The 22801-nt window shown below is 63.7% G+C and carries 14 protein-coding genes; 2 read left to right on the top strand and 12 right to left on the bottom strand.

All coding sequences use genetic code 11. The features are described 5' to 3' along the window. Window positions 1–17: 17 nt before the first annotated feature. From recD to recC, 3 genes are read right to left on the bottom strand one after another with little or no spacing between them, the layout of a single operon-like run. Window positions 18–1847, bottom strand: coding sequence for an exodeoxyribonuclease V subunit alpha (recD, locus tag H4I92_RS15035; RefSeq protein WP_077531348.1), 1830 nt, complete (start codon window positions 1845–1847; stop codon window positions 18–20). Further along, the gene (recB, locus tag H4I92_RS15030; RefSeq protein ID WP_077531347.1) at window positions 1844–5290 is read right to left on the bottom strand and encodes an exodeoxyribonuclease V subunit beta; all 3447 of its coding nucleotides are present in this window, start codon (window positions 5288–5290) and stop codon (window positions 1844–1846) included. The genes recD and recB overlap by 4 nt, the downstream gene beginning before the upstream one ends. Beyond that, on the bottom strand, window positions 5290–8529 hold the full coding sequence (gene recC / locus H4I92_RS15025; RefSeq protein WP_077531346.1) for an exodeoxyribonuclease V subunit gamma: 3240 nt from the start codon (window positions 8527–8529) through the stop codon (window positions 5290–5292). Before recC ends, recB begins: the two co-directional genes overlap by 1 nt. Before the next feature lie 193 nt (window positions 8530–8722). On the opposite strand from recC, the gene H4I92_RS15020 reads away from it, so the two are divergent. Then, window positions 8723–10024 (top strand): sensor domain-containing diguanylate cyclase, encoded by a 1302-nt coding sequence (locus tag H4I92_RS15020; protein WP_077531345.1) that lies wholly within the window; start codon window positions 8723–8725, stop codon window positions 10022–10024. Here the strand turns inward: H4I92_RS15020 and pgsA are convergent. The 7 genes from pgsA to H4I92_RS14985 all read right to left on the bottom strand — a co-directional run bounded on the left by pgsA (window position 9985) and on the right by H4I92_RS14985 (window position 19295). Further along, window positions 9985–10530, bottom strand: a complete 546-nt coding sequence (gene pgsA, locus H4I92_RS15015) for a CDP-diacylglycerol--glycerol-3-phosphate 3-phosphatidyltransferase (protein ID WP_077531344.1) — start codon at window positions 10528–10530, stop codon at window positions 9985–9987. The two genes, H4I92_RS15020 and pgsA, sit on opposite strands and share 40 nt — an antisense overlap. A 3-nt stretch (window positions 10531–10533) precedes the next feature. After that, window positions 10534–12378, bottom strand: a complete 1845-nt coding sequence (uvrC, locus tag H4I92_RS15010) for an excinuclease ABC subunit UvrC (RefSeq protein WP_218668232.1) — start codon at window positions 12376–12378, stop codon at window positions 10534–10536. Then, the gene (gene uvrY / locus H4I92_RS15005) at window positions 12368–13018 is read right to left on the bottom strand and encodes a UvrY/SirA/GacA family response regulator transcription factor (RefSeq protein WP_077531342.1); all 651 of its coding nucleotides are present in this window, start codon (window positions 13016–13018) and stop codon (window positions 12368–12370) included. The genes uvrC and uvrY overlap by 11 nt, the downstream gene beginning before the upstream one ends. Before the next feature lie 23 nt (window positions 13019–13041). Beyond that, the gene (locus H4I92_RS15000) at window positions 13042–13623 is read right to left on the bottom strand and encodes a hypothetical protein (RefSeq protein ID WP_077531341.1); all 582 of its coding nucleotides are present in this window, start codon (window positions 13621–13623) and stop codon (window positions 13042–13044) included. An 82-nt stretch (window positions 13624–13705) separates the two neighbouring features. Beyond that, window positions 13706–16849 (bottom strand): efflux RND transporter permease subunit, encoded by a 3144-nt coding sequence (locus H4I92_RS14995; RefSeq protein WP_077531340.1) that lies wholly within the window; start codon window positions 16847–16849, stop codon window positions 13706–13708. Then, a complete protein-coding gene (locus H4I92_RS14990; RefSeq protein WP_077531339.1) occupies window positions 16849–17937 on the bottom strand; it encodes an efflux RND transporter periplasmic adaptor subunit in 1089 nt (362 codons plus the stop codon). Before H4I92_RS14990 ends, H4I92_RS14995 begins: the two co-directional genes overlap by 1 nt. A gap of 71 nt (window positions 17938–18008) precedes the next feature. After that, a complete protein-coding gene (locus tag H4I92_RS14985) occupies window positions 18009–19295 on the bottom strand; it encodes a lactate 2-monooxygenase (protein WP_077531338.1) in 1287 nt (428 codons plus the stop codon). 80 nt (window positions 19296–19375) lie between these two features. On the opposite strand from H4I92_RS14985, the gene H4I92_RS14980 reads away from it, so the two are divergent. Then, complete coding sequence (locus tag H4I92_RS14980) at window positions 19376–20791, top strand: alanine/glycine:cation symporter family protein (RefSeq protein ID WP_245800937.1); 1416 nt, start codon at window positions 19376–19378, stop codon at window positions 20789–20791. On the opposite strand, the gene H4I92_RS14975 is transcribed toward H4I92_RS14980, so the two are convergent. Both H4I92_RS14975 and H4I92_RS14970 read right to left on the bottom strand, forming a co-directional pair. After that, complete coding sequence (locus H4I92_RS14975; protein WP_077531337.1) at window positions 20792–21541, bottom strand: sulfite exporter TauE/SafE family protein; 750 nt, start codon at window positions 21539–21541, stop codon at window positions 20792–20794. Window positions 21542–21550: 9 nt separating this feature from the next. Then, window positions 21551–22681, bottom strand: coding sequence for an aminotransferase class V-fold PLP-dependent enzyme (locus tag H4I92_RS14970; RefSeq protein WP_077531336.1), 1131 nt, complete (start codon window positions 22679–22681; stop codon window positions 21551–21553). Between the last annotated feature and the right edge of the window lie 120 nt (window positions 22682–22801).

Genomic DNA, 22801 nt, shown 5'->3' with positions numbered 1-22801 from the left:
TGCAGCCCCTTTATGTTTCAGCTGGGTTCAGTTCTTTCGGCCCTGAGCCGTGCACCGAGACCGGAATGGCGTTCCACGGCCTGGCTGATGCCGGCACGCCAGACGGATTCACTCCCGATCACGCTCAGCCGGGAACGGGCCCGGGTAACCCCAGTGTAGATCAGCTCCCGGCTGAGAATGGCGGACGGTCTTTCCGGCAGCACCAGGGCCACGGCATCGAACTCCGACCCCTGTGTCTTGTGGATGGTCATCGCGTAGACCGTTTCATGGTCCGGCAGCCGCCCGGGCGCCATGGGCGTAAAGCCATCTTCGCCCGGGAACCAGGCCAGCAGCGGCGGTGTCTCGCCTTCCCGCTCCGGCTTATCCGGCCAGATCAGGCCAATATCGCCATTATAGAGACCAAGCCCGTAATGGTTACGGGTGATCATGATGGGCTGACCCCGGAAGAAGCGCCGGCGCTCCGGGTTGAGCGCCGCGACAATGCGTTCATTGATGGCCTCGACACCATTGGGCCCAATCCGGGCCGGACAGAGGATGCGGAAGGCCTGCAGCCGCTCGAAGGCTTGCTCCAGATCGCCGGCTTCGGTAACGGGCCGGAACCGCTGTTCCGTCCAGGCCGCAAGCCGTTCGGGCAGCGCATCCCCGGCGTGCCAGACCACATCCTCATGGCTACCCCGGAGAATATCGAGCGTGCCCTCAACCTCACCATTGATGGCCCCAGCGGCAAGCTGGCCGATACCACTGCTGCCACTGAACCGCCGGCTCTGTCTCAGGAAGCTCAGGTAGTCCGCCCCGCCCGAACCATCGTCGGCCGATTCAAGGTCAATGCCGAGTGTGGCGAGCCGCCGGCAGCGTTCGGGACTGTAAGCCGGCACATCCCGGGGCGCCAGGTCCGCCAGCACCGAACCGGCGGCGACTGATGGCAACTGGTCCGCGTCGCCCAGCAGGATCACCCGGCATTCCGGCGGCAGTGCACGGAAAAGGCGGGCCATCAGGGGCAGGTCCACCATGGAGATTTCATCCACCACCAGGATGTCCACATTGAGCGGGTTACCTTCATTGTGGCGGAAGCGGTGGCTGTTCGGGATCACGCCCAGAAGCCGGTGCAGCGTGGTGGCTTCCCGGGGAATGGCCTCCATGATCCGGGCATCCACCTCGGAAACCAGTCCTGAACGCGCCCTGGTTACGGACTCGGCCAGGCGCTGGGCCGCCTTGCCGGTGGGCGCCGCAAGGTGGACCCGGGGAGTCCCGCTGCCATCAGAAGCAGTCGTTTCGATCAGCAGCGCCAGCAGCCGTGTGACGGTATGCGTCTTGCCGGTACCGGGGCCGCCAGCGATCACGCTGAAGCGCTGGAACAGGGCATTGGCTGCAGCCACCTTTTGCCAGTCGGGCATCATCTGCCCTTCCCCAACAGGAAAGAGCCGGTCAAGGGCCGCACGGGCACTAGCCGTGTCGACATCCTCAGTCACCGCCAGGCGTTCGCGAATGGACGACGCTACCTCCGTCTCGAAACGCCAGTAACGGCGCAGGTAAAGACGATCCTGCTCAAACACCACTGGGGCCTCATCATCCGGGCTGATAGCCAATGCCGCCAGGCCCTGCCGCCATTCATCCAGCTCCGGAAACCGGATGCCCGGAAAGGTGTCACTCTGCCATCGGATCTGGCCCGCCCAGTACGGCAGGTGCAGGCAGGTATGACCCTCCTGCAGTGCCTCGCTGACGGCCATCAGGGTATGCTGGAACCAGTCCTCCCGGCAGCCGATCCACTCGCACAGCGCATCCGCCAGCGCCTGGTCGATGGCTTCCGGCGCCTCACCTTCCCGCACCGGGTTGAGGACCGCGCTCATACCGTCACCTCCCGGCCCTCGAAAAGGGCGTCCAGGGCGAACAGCGCGGCCAGATCCGGCTCCCTTGCGTGGATACCGGTGTCACGGCCCGGCGCCATGCCGCGCAGGTAAAGGTAGTGCACGCCCCCGAGGTGCTGCTGCGGGTCGTAATCCGGGATGCGGATCCGCAGGAAGCGGTGAAGCGCCAGCATATAGAGCAGGTACTGGAGGTCGTAGAAGCTCTCGCGCATATTGGCGGTCAGTGCCTCCGGGTTGTAAGAGCCGAAGCCGTTGCCCAGGTGGTTGGACTTGTAGTCGACGATGTAATAGCGGCCCTGCCACTCGTAGACAAGGTCGATGAACCCCTGGAGCATGCCCTTGAGGCTGGCCGGCGGCGGCAGGGAGACCCCGGCACCACTGCCCCTGTGCCGCGCCAGGATGCGGCCCAGGGGTGGGTGCTGGTCCGCGTTCATGGGGAAGTAGAATTCGCTTTCCCGCAGGGTCTTCTCCGACGGCAGGGCGCTGAGGGTCGCGCCACTGGGCAGCTCCACGGCCAGCAGGTCCCGCAGCCAGGCTTTTATGGGCTCACGGGTGGATTCACCCGGCGTCAGGAGGCCCGGGTACCTTCTTTCGGCCTGGTCCAGAACCCCGTCCAGGTCCGGGTCGCTGAAATCCAGCCATTCCAGAACGTCGTGGAGCAGGTTGCCGGCTTCGGCGCCTTTCTGGAGGGAGAAACGGACGTTGTCCGCCTCCGCATGGGGCCTTACCTCTTCCAGTTCGGCCTGATCCCGATCCCTGGCGCTGGTGCCACCGTGGCGGGCATTGCGGGTGAGCGCGGAGAAGGACGACAGCCACCAGTCCCGTTCAATACGCCCACCGAATTCAGCCGCGGTAAGCCCTTCGTTGGAGGTCGGCTGCGGTGCGCTGCTCACCGGCTCATCGGTGCTGGTAATCGTCAGCACGCCGCAGGCCCCTTCATCATGCTGTTGTTGTACATCAGCCTCCAATGCCTCAAAGCTGCTGACCCGCAGGCAGCGCGCCAGCGGCGACGACGCCAGCTGATCAAACGCAGCGGCCAGCACGTAGACCCGCCGTTCGCCACGGGTCGCGGCCACGTAGAGAAGCCGGATGCTTTCGGCGGCGTCCTCTTCCGCGGCCAGGTTCAGCTGTTCATCCGATGGATTCAGGGCCAGGTGCGCACTGTGGTCCCGGGGGTCGTGGTAACGCACCAGCATATTCCGGCCGCTACCGCCCTGTCTGCCATAGCTGACGAACGGCAGGAACACGATGGGATACTCCAGCCCTTTGGCCCCGTGCATGGTCACCACGCGCACCAGGTGGCCATCGCTTTCCAGGCGAAGTTCGGTATTCTGGACGGTGCTGTCCGTGCGCGCCTGTTCAAACCAGTGCAGCAGCGCCTCGGGCTGGCGGTGCTGTTGGCTGGCTTCCTGCAGCAGCTCCATCAGGTGCATGAGGTTGGTGAGGCTGCGCTCGTGCCGCTGCGGTTCCGGCCGTGCCCGCCACTGGAGGAGCTGCAGCGCCATGCTCATGAAACCCTTGCGGTGCCAGCGCTCGCGCAGCGCCGTCACGTCATCCAGCAGCCTGGCCCAGTCACGCTCGCTGTTGCGCAGTTCAAACAGTTCACGGGTGCCGTAACCGAACAGCATGGTCGCCAGCGCCGCCATCAACTGGCGGTCATCCTCAAGGTTGAGGATTCCCCGCAAAGCCCGTAACAGTTCCAGGGATTCGGCGCTTTGCAGCACATTGTCCCGAGCGCTCAGATAGACCGAGTCCAACCCCCGGGCGGTCAGCGCGTCCTGCATAAGGGCGGCTTCAATACGGTCCCGGACCAGGACGGCGATATCCTCCGGGGCCACCGCCTCACCATCGACGTCCGCGCCGGCCAGCAGCCTCAGGATTTCACGGGCCGTCCACTGGGCCAGGGGTTTTCGCCCCTCTTTTGTATAGCCGGTGCCCTTGCTGCTGAGCCCTTCCATGTCATCCCCAACCGGCAGCAGCCCCCACTGGAAGGCCGCCCGCCCTGCCGGTCCGCTGACCGGTTGCCGCTCCGGCCTGCCTGCACTGACCGGGGGGTACTGGATGCCATAGCCGAAGATCCGGTCATCGGGAATGGCTTCGCGTGGATCCCCAGGCACGGGCTCGCCATGGAAGAGCCGGTTATAGCCCCGGATCACTTCCGGCGCCGAACGGTAGTTGGCGCCCATGACCCACTGGTGATCCGCGTCATTACGAGCGGTGAGATAGGCGAACACATCCCCGCCCCGGAAACCGTAGATGGCCTGCTTGGGGTCGCCGATCATGCACAGCATCCGGCCCTGCTCCCTGGCCCCACCGTAGATCCTCTGGAGGATGGCGTACTGGTCCGGGTCCGTATCCTGGAATTCATCCACCAGCGCCACCGGGAACTGCTCACCCAGGCTCTGCGCCAGGGCGGGTCCGCGTTCGGCCGAGGCCAGCTGTTCGCTCAGGCGGCGGATCAGGTCACTGAAATCCAGCTGATCCAGCCGGTCCTTGCTGGCGGCCAGGTGCTCCCGGGCGAAGGTCACGCCCCTCCAGGCCCACCAGGCCTCGCGCGCCCTCTGGAGCCCCGCCATGGCGCTGGCAAGCTCGTACAGCGCCGGCATGGTCTGTTTCTTCTTCTCACTGCTGAACGCCTCCTTCAGGAACTTCCCCTGAAAAACGTCCGGGATACTGCCATCCCAGGGCCGGCTGCTCAGGCGCTCAAGTTCCTCCTGAACGGCTTCCCAGGCCGCCCTGGTTTCCGGCTTCCGGCGGCTTTCCACGTTATGGGTTGCAAACGCTTCCCGCTCTTCGGGCCACTGGTTGCAGAATGCCTGCCAGGCACCCTCCAGGTCCGGAACCTCGGGTTCCGGAAGCGTCTCTGTGCCCTTGATGGTGCCTTCCCAGACCTTCGCGAAGGCCTCAGGCGTGGGCTGGTAGGCGTACAGCTGCTGGAAGTATGCCCCCTGTGCCTCCTGCCGGTACCAGTCCTCCAGTGCCTCGCGCACCAGGGCGCTGCTGTCCACTTCCATGGCCGCATCAAAGCTGATGCCACTGGTGAAGGCTTCCTGGGTCAGGGCTCGGCGGCAGAAGCTGTGGATGGTGTAGATGGCCGCTTCGTCCATGTGCAGGGCGGCATTGCGCAGGCGCGCCCTGACCCGGGTGGTGTCCGGGAAGCGTTCCCGGAGCGCCTTGTAGAAGGGCTCTTCGAGCGTCTCCCAATGATCATGGGCGCGCTGGATCTCGCCCGCCAGGCGCCCCTTGAGTTCGGCGGTGGCGGCCCGGGTGAAGGTCATCACCAGCAGCTGCTGCACTTCCAGCTCCTGCTCCAGTAGCAGGCGCAGGTACAGGCGCGTGATATTGTAGGTCTTGCCGGTGCCGGCACTGGCTTCGATCAGGTGAATGCCTTCCAGCGGCAGATGGGTGACGTCCAGTTCCTGCATCACACCGCCTCCGTGGTGTCGGTGATCGTGAGGGCGGTCATCAGATCGCCGTAGCGGCTGTCGATGGCGGCCAGAAGGGATTCGATGTCAGTGTCTTCCTCAAAGAACCATCCGATATAGGCATCGTCCTTCACGCCGGGGAAACCATTAAAGCTGTCGCCCAGCCAGGCATTGCGCAGGGCCCGGCGCCGTTTCGATTCGTCCGCATCCGCGTCCATCCCGGCCAGCTCGCGCAGCAGGTCGCCGTGCAGACGCGAGGGCTCACACAGACTCTCACGCCAGGCCGTCACCAGTGCCCCGAGCTGGGATTCCGCCGCCACTGGCCCCATGGGCGGCAACTGCATGACACGCAGGGCGCCGTCCCTGCCCCGGTGAATACTCACCGAGGAGCGCTCCCCCTCAAGATTGGCGATCAAGTGATGACACCAGAGCCGCAGCAGGTCCTTGCCCTTCGGGTTTGCCATACGCCAGAGAACCAGACGGCCATCCGCTGCCAGGGTCAGCTCCGCGGTCAGTGGCAGGCCCTCGATCCGGTATTCAACCGTCGAGGTCTGGACGCTGGCAGCGCCTGAATCCACCAGGGATTGCGCGAAACCACTGGCCTGCTCCCGCCACTCGGCCAGCTCCGAGGTCATCGGTGCATGGTCCGGAAGCTCGCCGGACAGGCGCGCGCGCTCCAGAATCGGGGTTTCATCGCCACCCTCAAGCTCACGCTGGATGAGTGCCTCCTGGATGAGATAGCGGCTGAGGTGATTGGCCGCGAAGGGTTCCACATCCTCAAGTTCAGGCAGTTCGGATTCCTCCAGATAGAGCCCCAGCCGCTGCTGGGCATGGTGGCGGGCCGGATTCTCCAGGGCACGTACCAGCTGTTCCAGCGAGAGCCGCTCGGGCTCTGATTCAGGCGGCGGCAGTCGCTGTGCCTGCTCCCGTGCCTCGCCGGCCTCGGTCAGACGCAGCCAGCCCGGATCGAAGCTCGGTTCCGGGCCCTGGTAATTGGCCGGACTGAAGGGCTGCAGCGGCAAAGACCTGATGGCATCGCGACACCAGCCCGTGGCGCCTTCCAGGTAGTTCATCAGCTCCGTGAGCACCAGTGACGGCTGGCGCTCGGCATTGGTATTGAGATCCCGCCCCTGGTAGCTCAGATAGAGATGCTCCCGGGCTGAGAGAATGGCTTCCAGGAACAGGTAGCGGTCGTCCCCGCGGCGTGAGCGGTCCCCTGGCCGCGGGCGATCATTGGCCATCAGGTCGAAGCCCAGAGGCGGGCGCTGGCGCGGGAATTCACCGTCGTTCAGCCCCAGGATCGCCACCACCCGGAAAGGGATGGAACGCATGGGCACCATGGAACAGACGGTGATCTGCCCTGTCATGAACTGGCGGCCGGTGCGCGCCGGACTCTGCAGGTTCTGTTCAAGGGCATGGCGGATCACCGTGAGCGGCACCGGGTCGGTGAAGGCCGCATGGCTGACGTACTGCCCCAGCTCCCGGATCACTTCCCGCAGCTGTTCATGGATCCACTCATGACGGCGTTCCGTGCTGAACAGCGCCTGGCGCAGCCGCTCGTGCAGGAAGGTCTGCCAGCCCCTGACCGTACGCGCCCGGGTCATGTCCCGCCGCAGTGCCTTGAGTGCCCGCAGGAAAGCGATCAGGCGCCCCAGCACCACCGCATCGCCACCCTCCACCTGGGGCAGGAGCAGGCGGTCCCGCAGCACCACCTCCTCATCGCCCCAGGCGAAGCCAACCAGGAGCCGTTCCAGCCCCTGATCCCAGCTGTAGCGCTCACTGGCGCCCTCGCCCAGCCACTGCTGCTTGTGTTCGGCATCCAGTCCCCAGTGGATGGCGGCGGCATCGAGCCACTGGCTGAGTAGGGTTACCTGCTCGGTATCAAACCCGAATCGCTGCTGTATGGCCGACACCTGGAGCCAACTGATGACACGGCTGACCTCGAAGCGCGCATCCGGCAGGGACAGCATTTCAATGAACGCGGCCACCGCCGGGTCCGCATCCCCGGGATTACGGTCGGCAATGGAGCTCGGCAGCGGCGGCACCCTTTCCGACAGTGCCTCGCCCCGACCGGCGAACACGGCCTCCACGAAGGGGGCGTACTGCTCCACGTTCGGGCACATCACCACCACGTCCCTTGGTGCCAGGTCGGGATTCTCGTTGAAACGGTGCAGGAGCCAGTCGTGCAGGGCCTGGACCTCACGCAGCGCGCTGTGGGCACTGACCACGCTGACGCTGCTGTCACGGTGCTCAACGGGCGCTTCACGGCCATCGCGAAGGTGCAGTACGTCGCTCTGGAGCCGGGCCAGAAGGTGATCATCTTCCGGTTTAGAGAACAGGGGCATTTCCTCGTCCGCCACCTCGCTCAGCAGGCGCACGAACTGTTGCCCCTGGTGGCCAAGGCCCGTCAGAAGCGGGTTGCCGATGTCCAGCACCAAGCCACTCTCATCGTCGTGCTCATCCAGCCAGCGTGCCCGCTGGCGGGCCGCCTGCCGCTCGCTTATGGCATCACCCCAGTACTCGTCCGAGGGGTTCAGGTACAGGATGAAGAAATCCACCCCCGCCTTCCGGGACACCTCACTGATGAATTCCAGCCACAGGGGCGCCAGGCTGTTGATGCCGAAGATGAACAGACGCTCCGGGAGGCCTTCCGCCGGCGCAGCCAGCTTCTCACGGGCCTCATCCATGAGCCGTAACGGGTGATCCGGGATCTCCGCCACCAGGGCCTGCCAGAGCCGGGCCTGCCAGTGATCGCCCTGCCCTGCGTCCCAGTCGCGGATCCAGTCCGGGCGGTACATCAGGTACTGCTCGTACAGATCCGCCAGTTCCCCGGCCAGCTGGAAGCGGCGCAACGGCTGCTGGCGCGGGCTCTGCTGCTGCCAGTAGCGGGTGGGTTCGGCAAAGGCGGGATCCGTGGTCACCGTTTCTGAAGCCAGCAGCGCATAGAGGCGCCAGACCAGGATCTCACGCTGATAGGGCGAGACTTCCGGCATGCGCTCGGGCCCCAGAACGTTGCGGATCAGGGTCCAGAAGTAGCGCACCGGCAGCGGGTACTCCAGGTTCATGGCCACCCTTCGGGTGGGTTCACTGGCCAGTTCCATATTGAGCCAGTGCGCCATACCGGGATGCTGGACCATGATCACGTCCGGCTGCAGCGGGTTGCTCACCGGCATCGCGAGAAGGCTGGCGAGCGGACCAACAAGGTGTTCCAGCTGATTGCCGGGGAAGGTGTGGATCATCCGGTTGCTCCTGGCGGCAGTCCATCAACGTCGGGTGCGATGGGCAGGATAGCCCATGCGCTGCTGCGACCATAGTCACCCCCTGCTGCGGCATAAACTGGTGTGGCATTAACCGATCAAGGATTTTTTGCATCATAAAGGCCACTGACGTAATTTATGCGGTCAGACATTATCCAATACGGGAAGCGGTGGCATGGAAACCGGAAAACCGCACTCAACTACGGATAACCATCGGCAACTGGATGATCTGCGGGCCACGGTGGATAGTATTGGCTCCTTCATTTTCATGAAGGACGCCCACGGACGCTATACCTATGTCAATGAGCGCGTGTGTGATCTTTTCGACCTCCCGGAAGAGGCCATTCTCGGCCGCGACGACAGTACCTTCTTCTCCCTTGACCACTCCCCTGACCTGCTTGAGAACGACCAACAGGTCCTGCTCCAGGGCCAGACCATAGAGACCCAGGAACGCAATGTCATCGCCGCCACCGGCGAGGAACGCTGGTTCTGGACCGTGAAGCGCCCACTTTTCAGAACTGACGGCAGTATCCGGGGCATGAGCGGCGTCTGCACGGATATAACCGAGAAAGTACAGCTTGAACGGGCACTGCGGGAGAAGCAGGACCTGCTGGAAACCGTCCTTGACCATGCCCCGGCCTGCATCTATCTCAAGGATACCGAACGACGCTATATCTATCTGAACCACAGGACGGCCACTCTTTACGGCCGTGAACCCGATGCCATTGTCGGTGCCCGGGACGAGGACCTGCTTCCCCGTGAGACAGCGGACAACTGCCGGGAACTCGACCAGCGGGTACTCGCCACGCGGGAGCCTCAGCGGGGGGAGGAAACCTTCAGGACAGACGATGGAGTTGAGCGCGTCTATGAGACCCATAAGGTGCCCCTGCTGAGCGGGGAAGGTGGCTTTACCGGGTTTATCGGTTTCTCACAGGATATGACCGAAACACGCCAGCTCCGGCAACGTCTGGAGCGCATGGCCCATGAGGACCAACTCACCGGTCTTCCGAACAGGCGCCGGACGGAGCAGGTTCTTGAGGAGGAAATCAACCGCGTCCACCGGAGCAGTCAGCCGCTGTCACTGCTCGCGCTGGATCTGGACCATTTCAAATGGGTCAATGACCAGCACGGGCATGAGGTGGGAGACCAGGTGCTGATCCAGGTGGGTGTAACCCTGGGCGCCCGACTGCGTTCAACCGACACCCTGGGCCGCTGGGGCGGCGAGGAGTTCTTTGTGATCCTGCCGGCGACCGATCTTACGGGCGCTCAGCAGGTTGCGGAGACTCTGCGCCAGACCACAGAGACCTGCATCCACGCCGGTGGTACCCCGGTAACCGTAAGCATCGGCGTCACCCAATACGACCAGAGCCAGAGCCTCAGGGCCTTTATTCAACACGCCGACGGACTCCTGTACCACGCCAAGCACTCTGGCCGTAATCAGGTAGCGCTGATCTCTTCCCAGGCGGCTTTCAGGTAAACGCACATTGACCACAGGGTGAGCGCGGCCGCTACCGCCAGCATCACCAGCCCGGCCATGGCAACAGGCTCACCGGGCGGGTAAGCCAGCAGCATGACAATGGCCACCATCTGGAAGCCCGTCTTGACCTTGCCAATCAGCGACACCGCCACGCTGGCACGCTTGCCCATCTCCGCCATCCACTCACGCAGTGCCGAGATCACGATCTCACGCCCAATGATCACTATGGCCGGAATGGTCAGGAACAGTGAGCCGTAATCATGGATCAGCACGGCCAGCGCTCCGGCCACCATGAGTTTGTCCGCCACCGGGTCCAGAAAGGCGCCCAGCGGCGTTGACTGGTCCCAACGCCGGGCCAGGAAACCATCCAGCCAGTCAGTGACGGCAGCCACCGCGAAAATGACCGCGCTGGCCATGTAGGCCCACTGGAACGGCATGAAGAACACCAGCAGGAACAGCGGGATCATCGCGATCCGTGAAAAGGTGAGGATGTTGGGTAGGTTCATTCGCTACTCGTTATGCAGTGCTGAGTGAATGGATTCGGCAAGGGCATCACTGATCCCCCGCACCTTGGCAATCTCACCAACGCTGGCCTTGCGCAGTTCCTGAAGGCCACCGAAGTAGTTTATCAGGTCCCTTCGCCGGCGCGGCCCCACTCCCGGGATCCCCTCCAGCGTCGAACTGCTGCGTTTCTTGTCACGGCGCTGCCGGTGGCCCGTAATCGCGAAGCGGTGGGCCTCGTCCCGGATGTGCTGGATCAGGTGCAGCGCCGGGGAGTCCGGTGGCACCCGGAAGCGGTTTTCAGTCAGCGCCTCGATCAGCTCTTCCATGCCGGCGCGGCGTGCCTCGCCCTTGGCCACACCGATCAGGGTAATGTCGTCAATTCCCAGCTCATCGAAGACGGTGCGTGCGACATTGAGCTGGCCGAGGCCACCGTCGATGAACACCAGGTCCGGCCGTTTTCCGTCTCCCGCCTTGATGCGGCGGTAGCGGCGGCGCAGGACCTGCCCCATGGCCGCATAGTCGTCCCCCGCAGTCTCGCCTTCAATATTATAGAGCCGGTAGTCACTCTTCAGAGGTCCATTCTCGTCAAAAACCACACAGGATGCGACCGTGTTCTCGCCCTGGCTGTGGCTGATGTCGAAGCATTCCATGCGGGCCGGAATCTCGTCCATTTCCAGCAGCTCCCGCAGCGCGAGCAGCCTGCGGTAGACGGTCTCCTTATTGGAAAGATGACTGCGCAGGGTTTCCTCGGCGTTGGTGCGGGCCATCTGGAGCCAGCGCCGGCGTTCATCGCGAACGCGGTGACGCACTCGCGTATCCCGGCCAGCCTGGTTGGACAGCGCCTGGTCCAGTACTTCCCGGTCCGGGATCTCGTCCGCCACGATGATCTCCCGGGGAATTTCCCGCGGGTTGTCCTCGCCCAGATAGAACTGGCCGATGAAGGCGGTGATGAGCTCGCTCTCCTCCTGGTCCATGGAAAGCCTTGGGAAGAAATGCTGGGTGCCCACGATCCGTCCGCCGCGCACGGACAGCACCACCACACAGACCACGCCCGCCTCCTGGCTGAGCCCGATCACGTCGAGTTCGGCGCTGCCGCCCTCGATGGCCTGCTGTTCCTGCACATGGCGCAGATAGTTGATCTGATCCCGGAACTGGGCCGCGCGCTCAAAATCGAGACTGGTGGAAGCCTGCTCCATGGCGTCCATCAGTTCCTGGATGATCTCCGGATTCTTGCCCTGCAGGAACAGCCGTGCGCGGCGTACATCCTGCTGGTATTCCTCCGGGGAGATCATGCCCACACAGGGCGCCGTGCAGCGGTTGATCTGGTACTGCAGGCAGGGTCGCGTGCGGTTGCGGAAGTAGCTCTCGCTGCAGTTCCGGATGCGGAACACCTTCTGCAGGATGTTCAGGCTCTCCCGGACCGCCCCACCGGACGGAAAGGGCCCGAAAAAGGTGCCTTTATCCCGCTTGCTCTTGCCCCGCCGGAAGGTCAGCGACGGGTAGTCACTGTGGTTGGACAGATAGATGTAGGGATAGGATTTGTCGTCCCGCAGCAGGATGTTGTACGGGGGCCGCTGGGACTTGATGAGGTTCTGCTCCAACAGCAGCGCCTCGGTTTCACTGGCGGTGACCGTAACCTGGATGTCGGCGATACGGCTGACCAGCGACTGGGTCTTGATCGCCTGCCCCTGCTTGCGGAAATAGCTGGCAAGCCGCTTGCGCAGGTTGGAGGCCTTGCCCACGTAGAGAATGTCGCCATTGGCGTCGTACATCTGGTAGACGCCGGGCTTTTCGGTTACCTGCTTGAGAAAGGCAGCGGAATCGAAGACTTCAGCGGTTTCAGACTTCATCGGCATCCAGCAGGCCGTATTTCACCGCCTTCAGGGTCAGCTCCACATCGCTGTCGATGCCCAGCTTCTCGAAGATGCGATAACGGTGGGTATTCACGGTCTTGGGGCTCACACAGAGTTTGTCCGATATGACCTGCACCTTCTGACCCTGAACGATCATGGTGGCGATCTGCAGCTCACGCTCCGAGAGTTCGTCAAAGGCGGTAAATTCCTCGGAGGCCCCGTTGACCTTGCCCAGCGCCATCTTCTGGGCGATCTCGGGGCTGATGTAGCGCTGCCCGAGCGACGCCCGCCGCACCGCCTGCAGCATTTCCTCGAAATCCGCGCCCTTGGTGATGTAGGCGTGTGCCCCGCCCTGCATGACGCGCGTGGGATAGGGATCATCAGCGCAGGCGGTGACGGCGATGACCCGCACGTCGTCATTGATGCGGTGAATCTGGCGCATGGCTTCTAGCCCGCCGATACCGGGCATACGCAGGTCCATGAGTACGACATCCGGAGGGTCGCGCCGGACGTGGTCCACTGCTGCTTCCCCCGAATCCGCTTCACCGGCAATCTCAATCTCGCTGTCATCCGCCAGCATTCGTGTGATGCCGGTGCGCACGAGTTCATGGTCATCCACAACCAGAATCCGGATCACGCGATACCTCCTGCTGTCTGGATTCAGTTGTCCATCGCCTGACGGATCCGGTCTCTATAGGGGCGAACCGCCTCGATGTCAGCCTGGGGCGCATCGGCCATGGCCTTCATTCCGGCCATGGCCTGTTCCATCTGCTGGCGCATACGTTTGCGTTGCTGCTCCGAGATATTGGGGTTGTCCTCCATCTGCTTCATCATGGCGCTCATTTCCTTCCGCATATCGTCCCTGTTGTGCTTTTTCAGCTCCATTGCCGCCATGGCCCGCATGATGCGGTCACCTGTATCCGCCCAGTCCTCGGGATGCTGGAACCCGTGATCGGAAACCACTGCAGCGAACTCATTGTGCATTTCATGGTCACGCATTCTATCGACCATCATGCGCATGGGCCGGAATTCGCCCTTCCGGGTGGCCTGTTCCTGTATTTCCCGGCCCATGTCCCCGAACAGATCAGTATTTTCGATCCGCTCGCCCAGGCTCTCCAGATCCTCAAGGCTCGCAAGAAAGCCCTCAATCCGCTCATCGGAGAGAGGTTGCGCCATTGCCGGAAAAGCTGCCAATAGCAGCACAAGCGCCGCGCAGAAAGTGTTCAGAGGCCTGAGCATCATCCGTTTCTCCCCAAAGGATCCGTAGAACTGAATTGTGAAACCTAAATGGGGAGACGGCAACAGCACCGGCCCGGATTGTTGGTCACTGCCGCCGGAAATGGCGCATTACCAGCATTGTCAGGGCCGGCAGGAAGGTGACCGTCACCAGCGTGGCGCCCAGCAGACCGAAAAGCACAATGGCACCCACGCCGCGATAGAGTTCCGTGCCCTCCCCTGGCAGGAACACCAGCGGTGCCAGTCCAAACGCCGTCGTCAGCGTGGTCATTGCAATGGGCCTGAGCCGTTGCTGCACGGCCAGCACCACGGCACCGGCCACGTCACCGGGGTCATGCTGGACATTCCGGCGGGCCTGGTCGACCACCAGGATGGGGTTGTTCACCACAGTCCCGAGCAGGATCAGGAAGCCCAGCATGCTGATCATGTCAAAAGGCTGCTGCAGGGGTTCCGCGCCCAGAAGCGGCAGTACCCCCTGTCCCACCAGGTTCATCAGAACCAGCCCAACGATACCGCTGGCGATGCCCAGTGGCACTGTTGTCATGATCAGGAGCGGATAACCCCAATGGGTGAAAATGGCCACCAGCAACAGGTACACGATGGCCAGCGACACCATGAAGTTGCCGCTCAGCGCCTCCCGCGTGGCCTCCATCTGGGTGCTGGCACCGGACAGCGACACGCCGACCTCCGCCGGCCACTCGCCACTGTCACGCAGCTGCCCGAGCAGCTCCTCCCGTACCCGCTCAACACCGCGCTCAAGTGGCACGTCATCCGGCGGGATGATGTTCAGGGTGACGGTGCGCTGGCCATCCACACGGCGCACGGTGCTGGTATCGACCCGTTCCTCCACCGTGGCCAGGGCCGACAGCGGCAGTGTCCCGCCCCGGGGCGTGTTCACGCTGATCTGGCGTAGCCCTTCCAGCCTGGGCCGCTCGGGATCACCGCCATAGAGATACAGGTCGATCTTGTCGTCATCCAGAAAATAGTCGTCCACATAGGCGCCCTCGGTCGCCGCTGCCACCGTAAATCCGATAGCCCCTGTGGAAAGGCCCACTTCCGCGGCGCGGTCGTAATCGGGACGGACCTCGACAAGCGGCTGCGCCAGAGTCAGCGACGACGGCTGACTATCGATGCGCGGATTGTCAAAAATGGCCTGTGCCCGGTCGTAGATCCGGTTGGCGGTCCGGTAGACCGTCTGCAGGTCCGGCCCCGAAATATCCAGGTTGATACTGCGGGTGCCGCCATCGTTACTGGATATAATGGACCCCTTGGCCGCAAAGGCGCGCATTCCAGGGAACGTCTCGTAGAAACGCGTGATCTCGTCCATGAGCGCATCGATGTCATCCGGGTTGATGGTTTCCGCAATGATCCGGATGCCACCGGGCGAGACGTTCATGTTGAGGTATTCCATGGGCGGCACACGCGTATCACCGGCGGCATAGGCCTCACGGTCCGCTCCCACATGGGGCAGGAAGTGCGCCTCCACCTCTTCCGCGATCCCGCTCATGGTATTGAGATTGTACCCCGGCGGTGCGGACATGGACGCAAAGGTCTTGGCCTCCTCGCCTTCCGGCAGGTATTCAGCGGGGGGCGTCAGCACCAGTATGATGAAGGCGCCGGCTGCCACGGTCCCCGCAATCACGCCCACCGCTCGCGGCACCGACGCTGTGATCCACCGCACCATACCCAGGACAAGGCGCATCCATCGCGGTGTCGGCGCCTCCGTCTCCTCGGACTCAACATCCCCCCGGAACGACAGCCGCGCACTGAGCATCGGAATGAGCGTGATGGCCACCAGCATCGAGGCCACAATGGCACTGCTGATGGCGATGGCCACATCCGAATAGAGCTGACCGGCCTCCTCCTCCACGAACAGGATGGGCAGGAAGACCAGGACCGTGGTCAGTGTCGAGGCCAGAACGGCCGGCCATACCTCGCGCACACCCCGCAGCGCGGACTCGAAGCGGTCCAGCCCCAGCCGCCGGTAGCGTTCGATGTTCTCCAGCACCACGATGCTGTTGTCGATGGTCATGCCAATGGCGAAGGCCACACCGGCCAGGGAGATGACGTTCAGGGTGCGGCCGGTCATCAGGAGCCCGAGGAAGGCGGCGATGGCGCACAGGGGAATGCCCACCACGCCCACGAAGGTGGCCTTGGGCGAGCGCAGGAAGGCAAACATGATCAGGGTTGCGAAGACGGCGCCGATGCCCAGGTTGGTCCAGACGTTGGCGATCGAGGCCTCGACGTAGCGGGCATCATGGGAGTTGAGCGCCAGGCGCAGGCCTTCCGGTTCCAGCACCTCATCATTGATCGCCTCGACCTCATCCAGCATGCGGTTCTTGATGTTGATGACATTGGAGCCGCTCTCACGCCGGACCTGGAGGCCGATGACCTGCTTGCCATCCACCAGGGATTCCTGGCGTATGCGTGAATGGTCCTGGCGGATACTGGCCACATCCGAAAGCCGGATGACGGAATCCCCCTCTCGCGCCAGTATCAGGTCCGCTAGCCCTTCACGGGAGTCGAAGCGCCCCACGGTCCGGAGCAGGTACCGGCGCTTGCCGGCGTCCACTTCGCCACCGGAAACATCCTGGTTGCGTTCGCGTATGGCATCGCGTACGTCCGTAAGCCCCAACCCATAGCGGCTCAGGGCATCAGCATCCACGCGCACCTGCATCTGCCGGTCCGCGCCGCCACCGACGGTCACCTCGGAGACCCCTTCAACGCTCTCCATACGCGGCCGCACATGGTCTTCCACGAAATCCCGCATCATTACGATATCCAGGTTCCGCGGATTGTCCGGCAGCGTGGCGACCCGGAAATACATGAAAGCATTGGAGGAGAATGAGGCGGCCACGATGCGTGGCTCGTCCACATTGCGGGGGTAGTCAGGCACCTGGCTCAGGGCATTGTTGACGTCGATCAGGGTTTCAGTGATGTCGGTGCCGAAGGGAAACTCAAGCTCGATCTCGGCGGAACCGCTGGACGCGCTGGAAGTCATGCGGCTCAGGTTGGGGACGTTGCGAAGGAAACGCTCCTGTTCGATCAGGATGTCCTTCTCGATATCCTGGGGCGTGGCCCCGGGCCAGCTGGTCTCAACGGTGACCGTGCGCACCTCCAGGTCCGGGATCATCTGGACCGGAATACGCAGTGCGGCGGCGGCACCAAGGATGGCGACAATCAGCGCCGTGACGGTTACCAGGGTCCCCTGGCGTATAACACCCTCGAACATCAGTCGGCCCCCTCGCCGCGGAGGCGGACCCTCATATCGCCGCTCAGGGATTCATTGCCCCGCGTCACAACCCGGTCGCCGGGGGAGACACCATCAACCACCACAACGGTCGGGCCTTCCGGGTCACCGGCAACGGTGATGGGGTGTTCATCCACGCTGTAACCGCTGTCATCACGGTCTCCCAGAACCCAGACCGTCACCCGTCCATCCGGGTACCGGTTGATCGCGTCCCGGGGCACCGCCACCCCTTCCCGGCCCGTATCCAGTGCCAGTCGCGCCGTAACGCTCATCCCGGGCGACAGGCCGGAAACATCCTCCGGCGCTGAGCGCAGGCGGTAGGTCCGAAGGCCCGGCTCCACCACACCGATAACGGCGCTGATGGGCAGATCCCGCCCCGCAACAGCCCGCGGGCCGATCAGCGTGAGCCGGGACTCGCCCTCGCGCCCGAAAAAAGCCTGGGGTACCTGGAAGTCCAGGTAGAGGTGGTCCGTGTCCACCAGCGTCAGCAGGGTGTCCCCTGGATCCACCCATTCCCCGGGATCACTGTTGCGCTCGCTCACCAGTCCGGCAAAGGGCGCCTCGACACGGTGGCGCTCGACCTCAACCCTCTGGCGGTCACGTTCCGCCTCGAGTCGGGCCAGCCGGGCTTCCGTCTGTGTAACGGCGCTTTTCCGGGAGCTGACCTCGGTGGCGGCAATGTTGCTGCCGGCACCCACGGATTCGGCTTCACGCAGCCGGCGCCGGGCGTCCTCAAGGCTGGTCCGGGCTTCACTGACGCGGGCCTCGGCACTGGTGAGCGTGAGTTTCTCCAGCTCGTCATCGAGCCGCACCAGCGGCTGCCCTTCTGTTACCCGGGCCCCCGCCTCGACAGCCACGGACTCAACCCGCCCGCTGACCGTTGTGGACAGTGACGAATGTCGCCGGGCCACGACTGAGCCATTAACACGGGTGGTTTCCATAACAGGTGCGGACGCCAGCTCGGCCACCGCAACCCGGGGCGCCTCGCCCGAGGTCACGGTGCTGAACAGGGCCAGCAATACCAGTGCCGTCGCCCCCGGCAGCCACCGCAATACTCTGTCCGGCTTCATAGACCCTCCCGTTGGCTCCACACAGCCCACAGTACCGTGGGCCATCAAGACTGTACGGGAGACCAGGCGGGTCAGACCAACCGCTCCGGCGATATGTCGGCGGTGGAGGAACAGCCCGCAAGCCCCATGGTCAGCTCAAAATCCGTTTTCAGGTTGCGCAGTACCTCACGCACACCCTCTTCGCCGTTGAGTGCCAGCCCATAGACCCAGGGGCGGCCCAGCCCCACGGCCGTAGCGCCCAGCGCCAGTGCCTTGAATACGTCCGCCCCGCCACGGATGCCGCTGTCCAGGATGACGGGCACGCGGCCCTGCACCGCCTCCACCACGCGCGGCAGCATCTCGAAGCTTGAGACAGCCCCGTCCACCTGACGCCCGCCGTGATTGGAGACGATGACGCCATCCATGCCGTAATCCACCGCCATACGGGCGTCCTCCGGATGCAGGATGCCCTTGAGCAGGATGGGCAGACGGGTGTGTTCGCGCAGCATCGCGAGATCATCCCAGGTCAGGGACGGTCGTGAATAGGTAGTGATGAACTCCTGGACCGCTGCCCTCGCTTTGCCCGATCGGAGTCCCTCCAGGGTACTGCCGGGCCAGGACTGGGCCACTTCCCTGAGAACTTTCAGCGTTTCCATGGTCACCCTGGGTTTGGGTGCGTCGTCGCCGCCTTCCTGAACCGCCTGCTCGAGGCGCTTCAGGAACACCGGGTCACTGGTGTACTGAGCAATCCCCCTGCCGCGCAGGAACGGCAGGTAGGCCAGATCCAGATCCCGGGTGCGCCAGCCCAGCATGGTGGTATCCAGTGTCACCACGATGGCTTCACAGCCCGCTTCCTCGGCCCGGGTCACAAGGCTTTTCACCAGATCATCGGACTTGCTCCAGTAGAGCTGGAACCAGCGCGGCCCATCGCCCATGGCGTTGGCAACGCGCTCCATGGGCTGGGAAGCCTGGTTGGAGAAGATCATGGGCACACCTTCCGAGGCGGCGGCCCGGCCCACCAGCTCATCACCCTTCGCATCAACCATTTCCATCACACCGATGGGGCTCAGGAGGAAGGGACTGGGCAGACGGCGGCCGAACAGGGTCACGCTGGTATCCCGCTCGGAGACATCATTGAGCATGCGCGGCAGGATGCGCCGCTGGCGGAATGCCTCCCGGTTGCTGTCCATGGTGTGCTCATGCCCGGCCCCACCCGCGATGTAGGCGAATGCCTCCGGTGCGAGCGCGCGCTCGGCGCGCACCTCGAGTTCATCGTAATCCACGGGGACCGTTGGGCGATCACCGCTGAGTCCGTTGAGGTAGATTTCACGCTGGCGGTCCAGGGTCGGACTGACCGTTTCCTTGTTCTTGTCATTCATAAGAAGGCTGCTCAGCTGGTATGGTTTCGCAGTAAACCTTCAAAATACCACCTGACCAGCCACCTGCAAGAGGCCCTGTTTTGCTGGAATCCGCCGTCGGCTTTCTGAATACCATCTTCTGGAACTACATTCTTGTCTACGGACTGCTGGGCGTGGGCGTATTCTTCACCGTCCGCCTCGGCTTCCTGCAGTTCGTCAATTTCGGCGAGATGGTCCGCGCCATCCGCGGCTCCCGCCAGAGCGACAAGTCGGGCATCTCGCCCTTCCAGGCCGTCTGTACCAGTCTTGCCTCGCGCGTGGGTACTGGTAACCTGGCCGGTGTCGCTGTCGCACTCTATCTGGGCGGTGCCGGCGCCATCTTCTGGATGTGGATGGTGGCACTGGTCGGCATGGCCACAGGGTATGCCGAGAGCACCCTTGCCCAGCTCTACAAGGTGCGCGACGATCAGGGCCAGTATCGCGGTGGCCCGGCGTTCTATATGGCCCGGGGCCTGAATGCCCCTTGGGCCGGTGTGATCTTCGCGCTCTGCCTGATCCTGTCCTTCGGGCTGGTCTTCAACGCGGTGCAATCCAACGCCATTGCAACCGCTGTTGAGGGCGCCTTCGGAGTAAACCAGGGGATTGTCGGCATCATCGTCGCCGTTGTCGCCGGTCTGGTGATCTTTGGCGGGTTGCGGTCCATTGCCCGCTTCGCGGAGTTGATCGTTCCCGTCATGGCGGGGCTCTATGTGCTGGTCGCCATCGGGATCATGGTGCTCAATATCACCGAGGTTCCCGGCATCCTCGCCACCATCGTCCAGAACGCCTTCGGCTTCGGGGAAGCCGCCGGTGGCGCCGCTGGCTCCATCACCGCCGCCATGCTCAACGGCATCAAGCGCGGTCTGTTCTCCAATGAGGCTGGCATGGGCTCGGCGCCCAATATCGCCGCCACCGCCACGCCCGTGCCCCATCACCCCTCATCCCAGGGACTGATCCAGGCGTTCGCCGTGTTCGTTGACACCATCGTGATCTGCACCGCCACCGCCGTGATGATCCTGCTTTCCGGCGTCATGGAAGGCGGCACGGATGTCACCGGCGCAGAGCTTACCCAGCTTGCCATGGAGGCCCACCTGGGCGATCTTGGCGGCGAGTTCATCGCTGTTGCCATCATGTTCTTCGCGTTCACCTCCATCGTGGCCAACTACTCCTACGCCGAAAACGCCCTGGTCTACCTGGGCGCCCGCACCCGGGCATGGATCTACGCGCTGCGTGTCGGTGCCCTCGCCATGGTGATCTGGGGCGGCTACCAGGCGGTCATTACCGTCTTCAATACCGCGGACGCGTCCATGGGTATGATGGCCACCGTCAACCTCATTGCCATCGTCTTCCTATCCGGCACCGTGGTGAAGCTGACCCGGGATTATCTGGCCCAGCGCAAACAGGGTCAGGTCCCGCGCTTCCGGCTCAGTGACTACCCGGAACTTGAAAGCCGGGTGGAAAAGCAGATCTGGGAGTGATCAGGCCAGCGCCTGCCACAGCAGGCGCAGTGCCAGTAGCGTCAGTATGATACTGAACAGTCGCTGGAAGGCATGATCGCCCATGCGGTGGACCAGGTGCAGGCCCAGCCGGGTACCCACCAGGCCGCAGGCGATCATGGCACCCACCCAGGGCAGCCACTCGGGAAAGTGGAATCCGGCCGCCCCGAACACCAGCGCCTTGGGCAGGTGCTGCATTGTCATGGCGCCGGAGAAGGTTGCGATGGTGCGGAAGCGATCCTCATGGAGCTGCTTGATGAACGCGGCCACCAGCGGTCCTGTCGCACCCACGAACAGCGTAATGAAGCTGGTCACTGCCGACGCCAGCAGTATACCCATGCGCCCCAGGGCAGCAGCGGGCAGTGACGGCCCCCAGCACAGGAAGAGGATGAACCCGGCGATGGTGATCTGCCAGACCTGTTCCGGCAGGCGCACCAGCACCAGCGCACCGGCCCCCATACCGAGGATGACCCCGGGAGCGAAAGCCGCCAGAGCCCCCCAGTCCGCCCGGCGCCAGGTCATGGCGAAACGCCCGGTATTGGAGCCCAGCTGAACCAGTCCGTGTACCGGTATGATCGCCACCGGTGGCAGCCACAGCGCCATCAGGGCCAGCAGCAGCACACCACCGCCAGCACCCAGGGCCGCCGTGATCATGGAGGTGACCAGGGAGGCAGCCAGCAGCAGGCCCGCGGTCAGCGGATCCAGGGCTGCCGGCAGTAAGGCGTCGATCATGCCCGTGCGTCAGACACCGAGTCCGTCCAGCGCCTCGCCGAGCCAGTCGACCGTCCGGTCAATGTTGCGCAGCTTGTCCAGCCCGAACAGGCCGATCCGGAAGGTCTTGTAGTCCTCGGGCTCGTCACAGGCCAGAGGCACACCGGCTGCCGTCTGCAGGCCCTGCTGAATGAACCCGCTGCCCTTGTGCAGGTCATCACGTTCCGTATAGAGAACGACAACACCCGGCGCCTCGAAGCCCACAGCGGCAACGCTCACAAAGCCACGCTCAGCGAACAGCGCACGGACACGGCGCCCCAGCTCCTCCTGACGCTCACGCGTGATGTCCAGGCCATCGTTGACGGTCTCGTTCATGGCGTCCCGGAAGTCCTTGAGCGCGTCCGTGGGCATGGTGGCGTGATAGGCGTGACCACCTCCTTCATACGCCTGCATGATCTGGTGCCATTTCTTCAGGTCGCAGGCAAAGCTGCTGCTGGTGGTCGCCTCCAGACGCTCCAGGCCCCTGTCGCTGAGCATGACCAGGGCCGCACAGGGCGAGGCACTCCAGCCTTTCTGGGGCGCACTGATAAGCACGTCCACCCCGATCGCCTTCATGTCGACCCAGAGAGCGCCGGATGCCACACAGTCCAGTACAAAGATCGCACCGACCTCATGGGCCGCGCCCGCGATCTGTGTCAGGTACTCATCCGGCAGCCGCATGCCCGCCGCCGTCTCGACGTGCGGCGCGAACACCACCTGGGGTTTCTGCTCCCGGATGGAGGCAACCACCTCTTCCGGGGGCGCAGGCCGGAACGGAACCTGGCTGCCCGGCTCCACCTGGTGGGCCTTGTGCACGGTGGTGTCCGAGGCAATGCGCCCGGCATCCAGGATCTGGCTCCAGCGATAGCTGAACCAGCCGTTGCGCACGATCAGGCAGCGGGCGTCATTGGCGAACTGGCGCGCCACCGCCTCCATACCATAGCTGCCGCCGCCGGGTACGACGATGGTCGCACTGGCGTTGTAGACGCTTTTGAGAGTACCTGAAATGTCAGTCATAACCCCCTGAAATTCCTTACTCATGTGATTCAGGGAACGGTCGTTGAACACGACGGAATACTCCAGAAGCCCTTCGGGATCAACGATCGGGATCTGCTTTGACATGGTTCAGACACTCCTCAGTCCAGTTTGGAAAGGGCCTATTTCTAACATCTTCCGGGATCGGCCTCCACCAAATGGCGCCCTTTTACGCCACGGCGCCCTGGCAGGATCGCGGCCGGGGGC

The organism is Vreelandella halophila, assembly GCF_019903425.1.
Lineage (GTDB): Bacteria > Pseudomonadota > Gammaproteobacteria > Pseudomonadales > Oleiphilaceae > Halospina > Halospina halophila.
The sequence above is the reverse complement of the archived record's forward strand: the minus strand, read 5'-3'. Positions and strand labels throughout refer to the sequence as shown.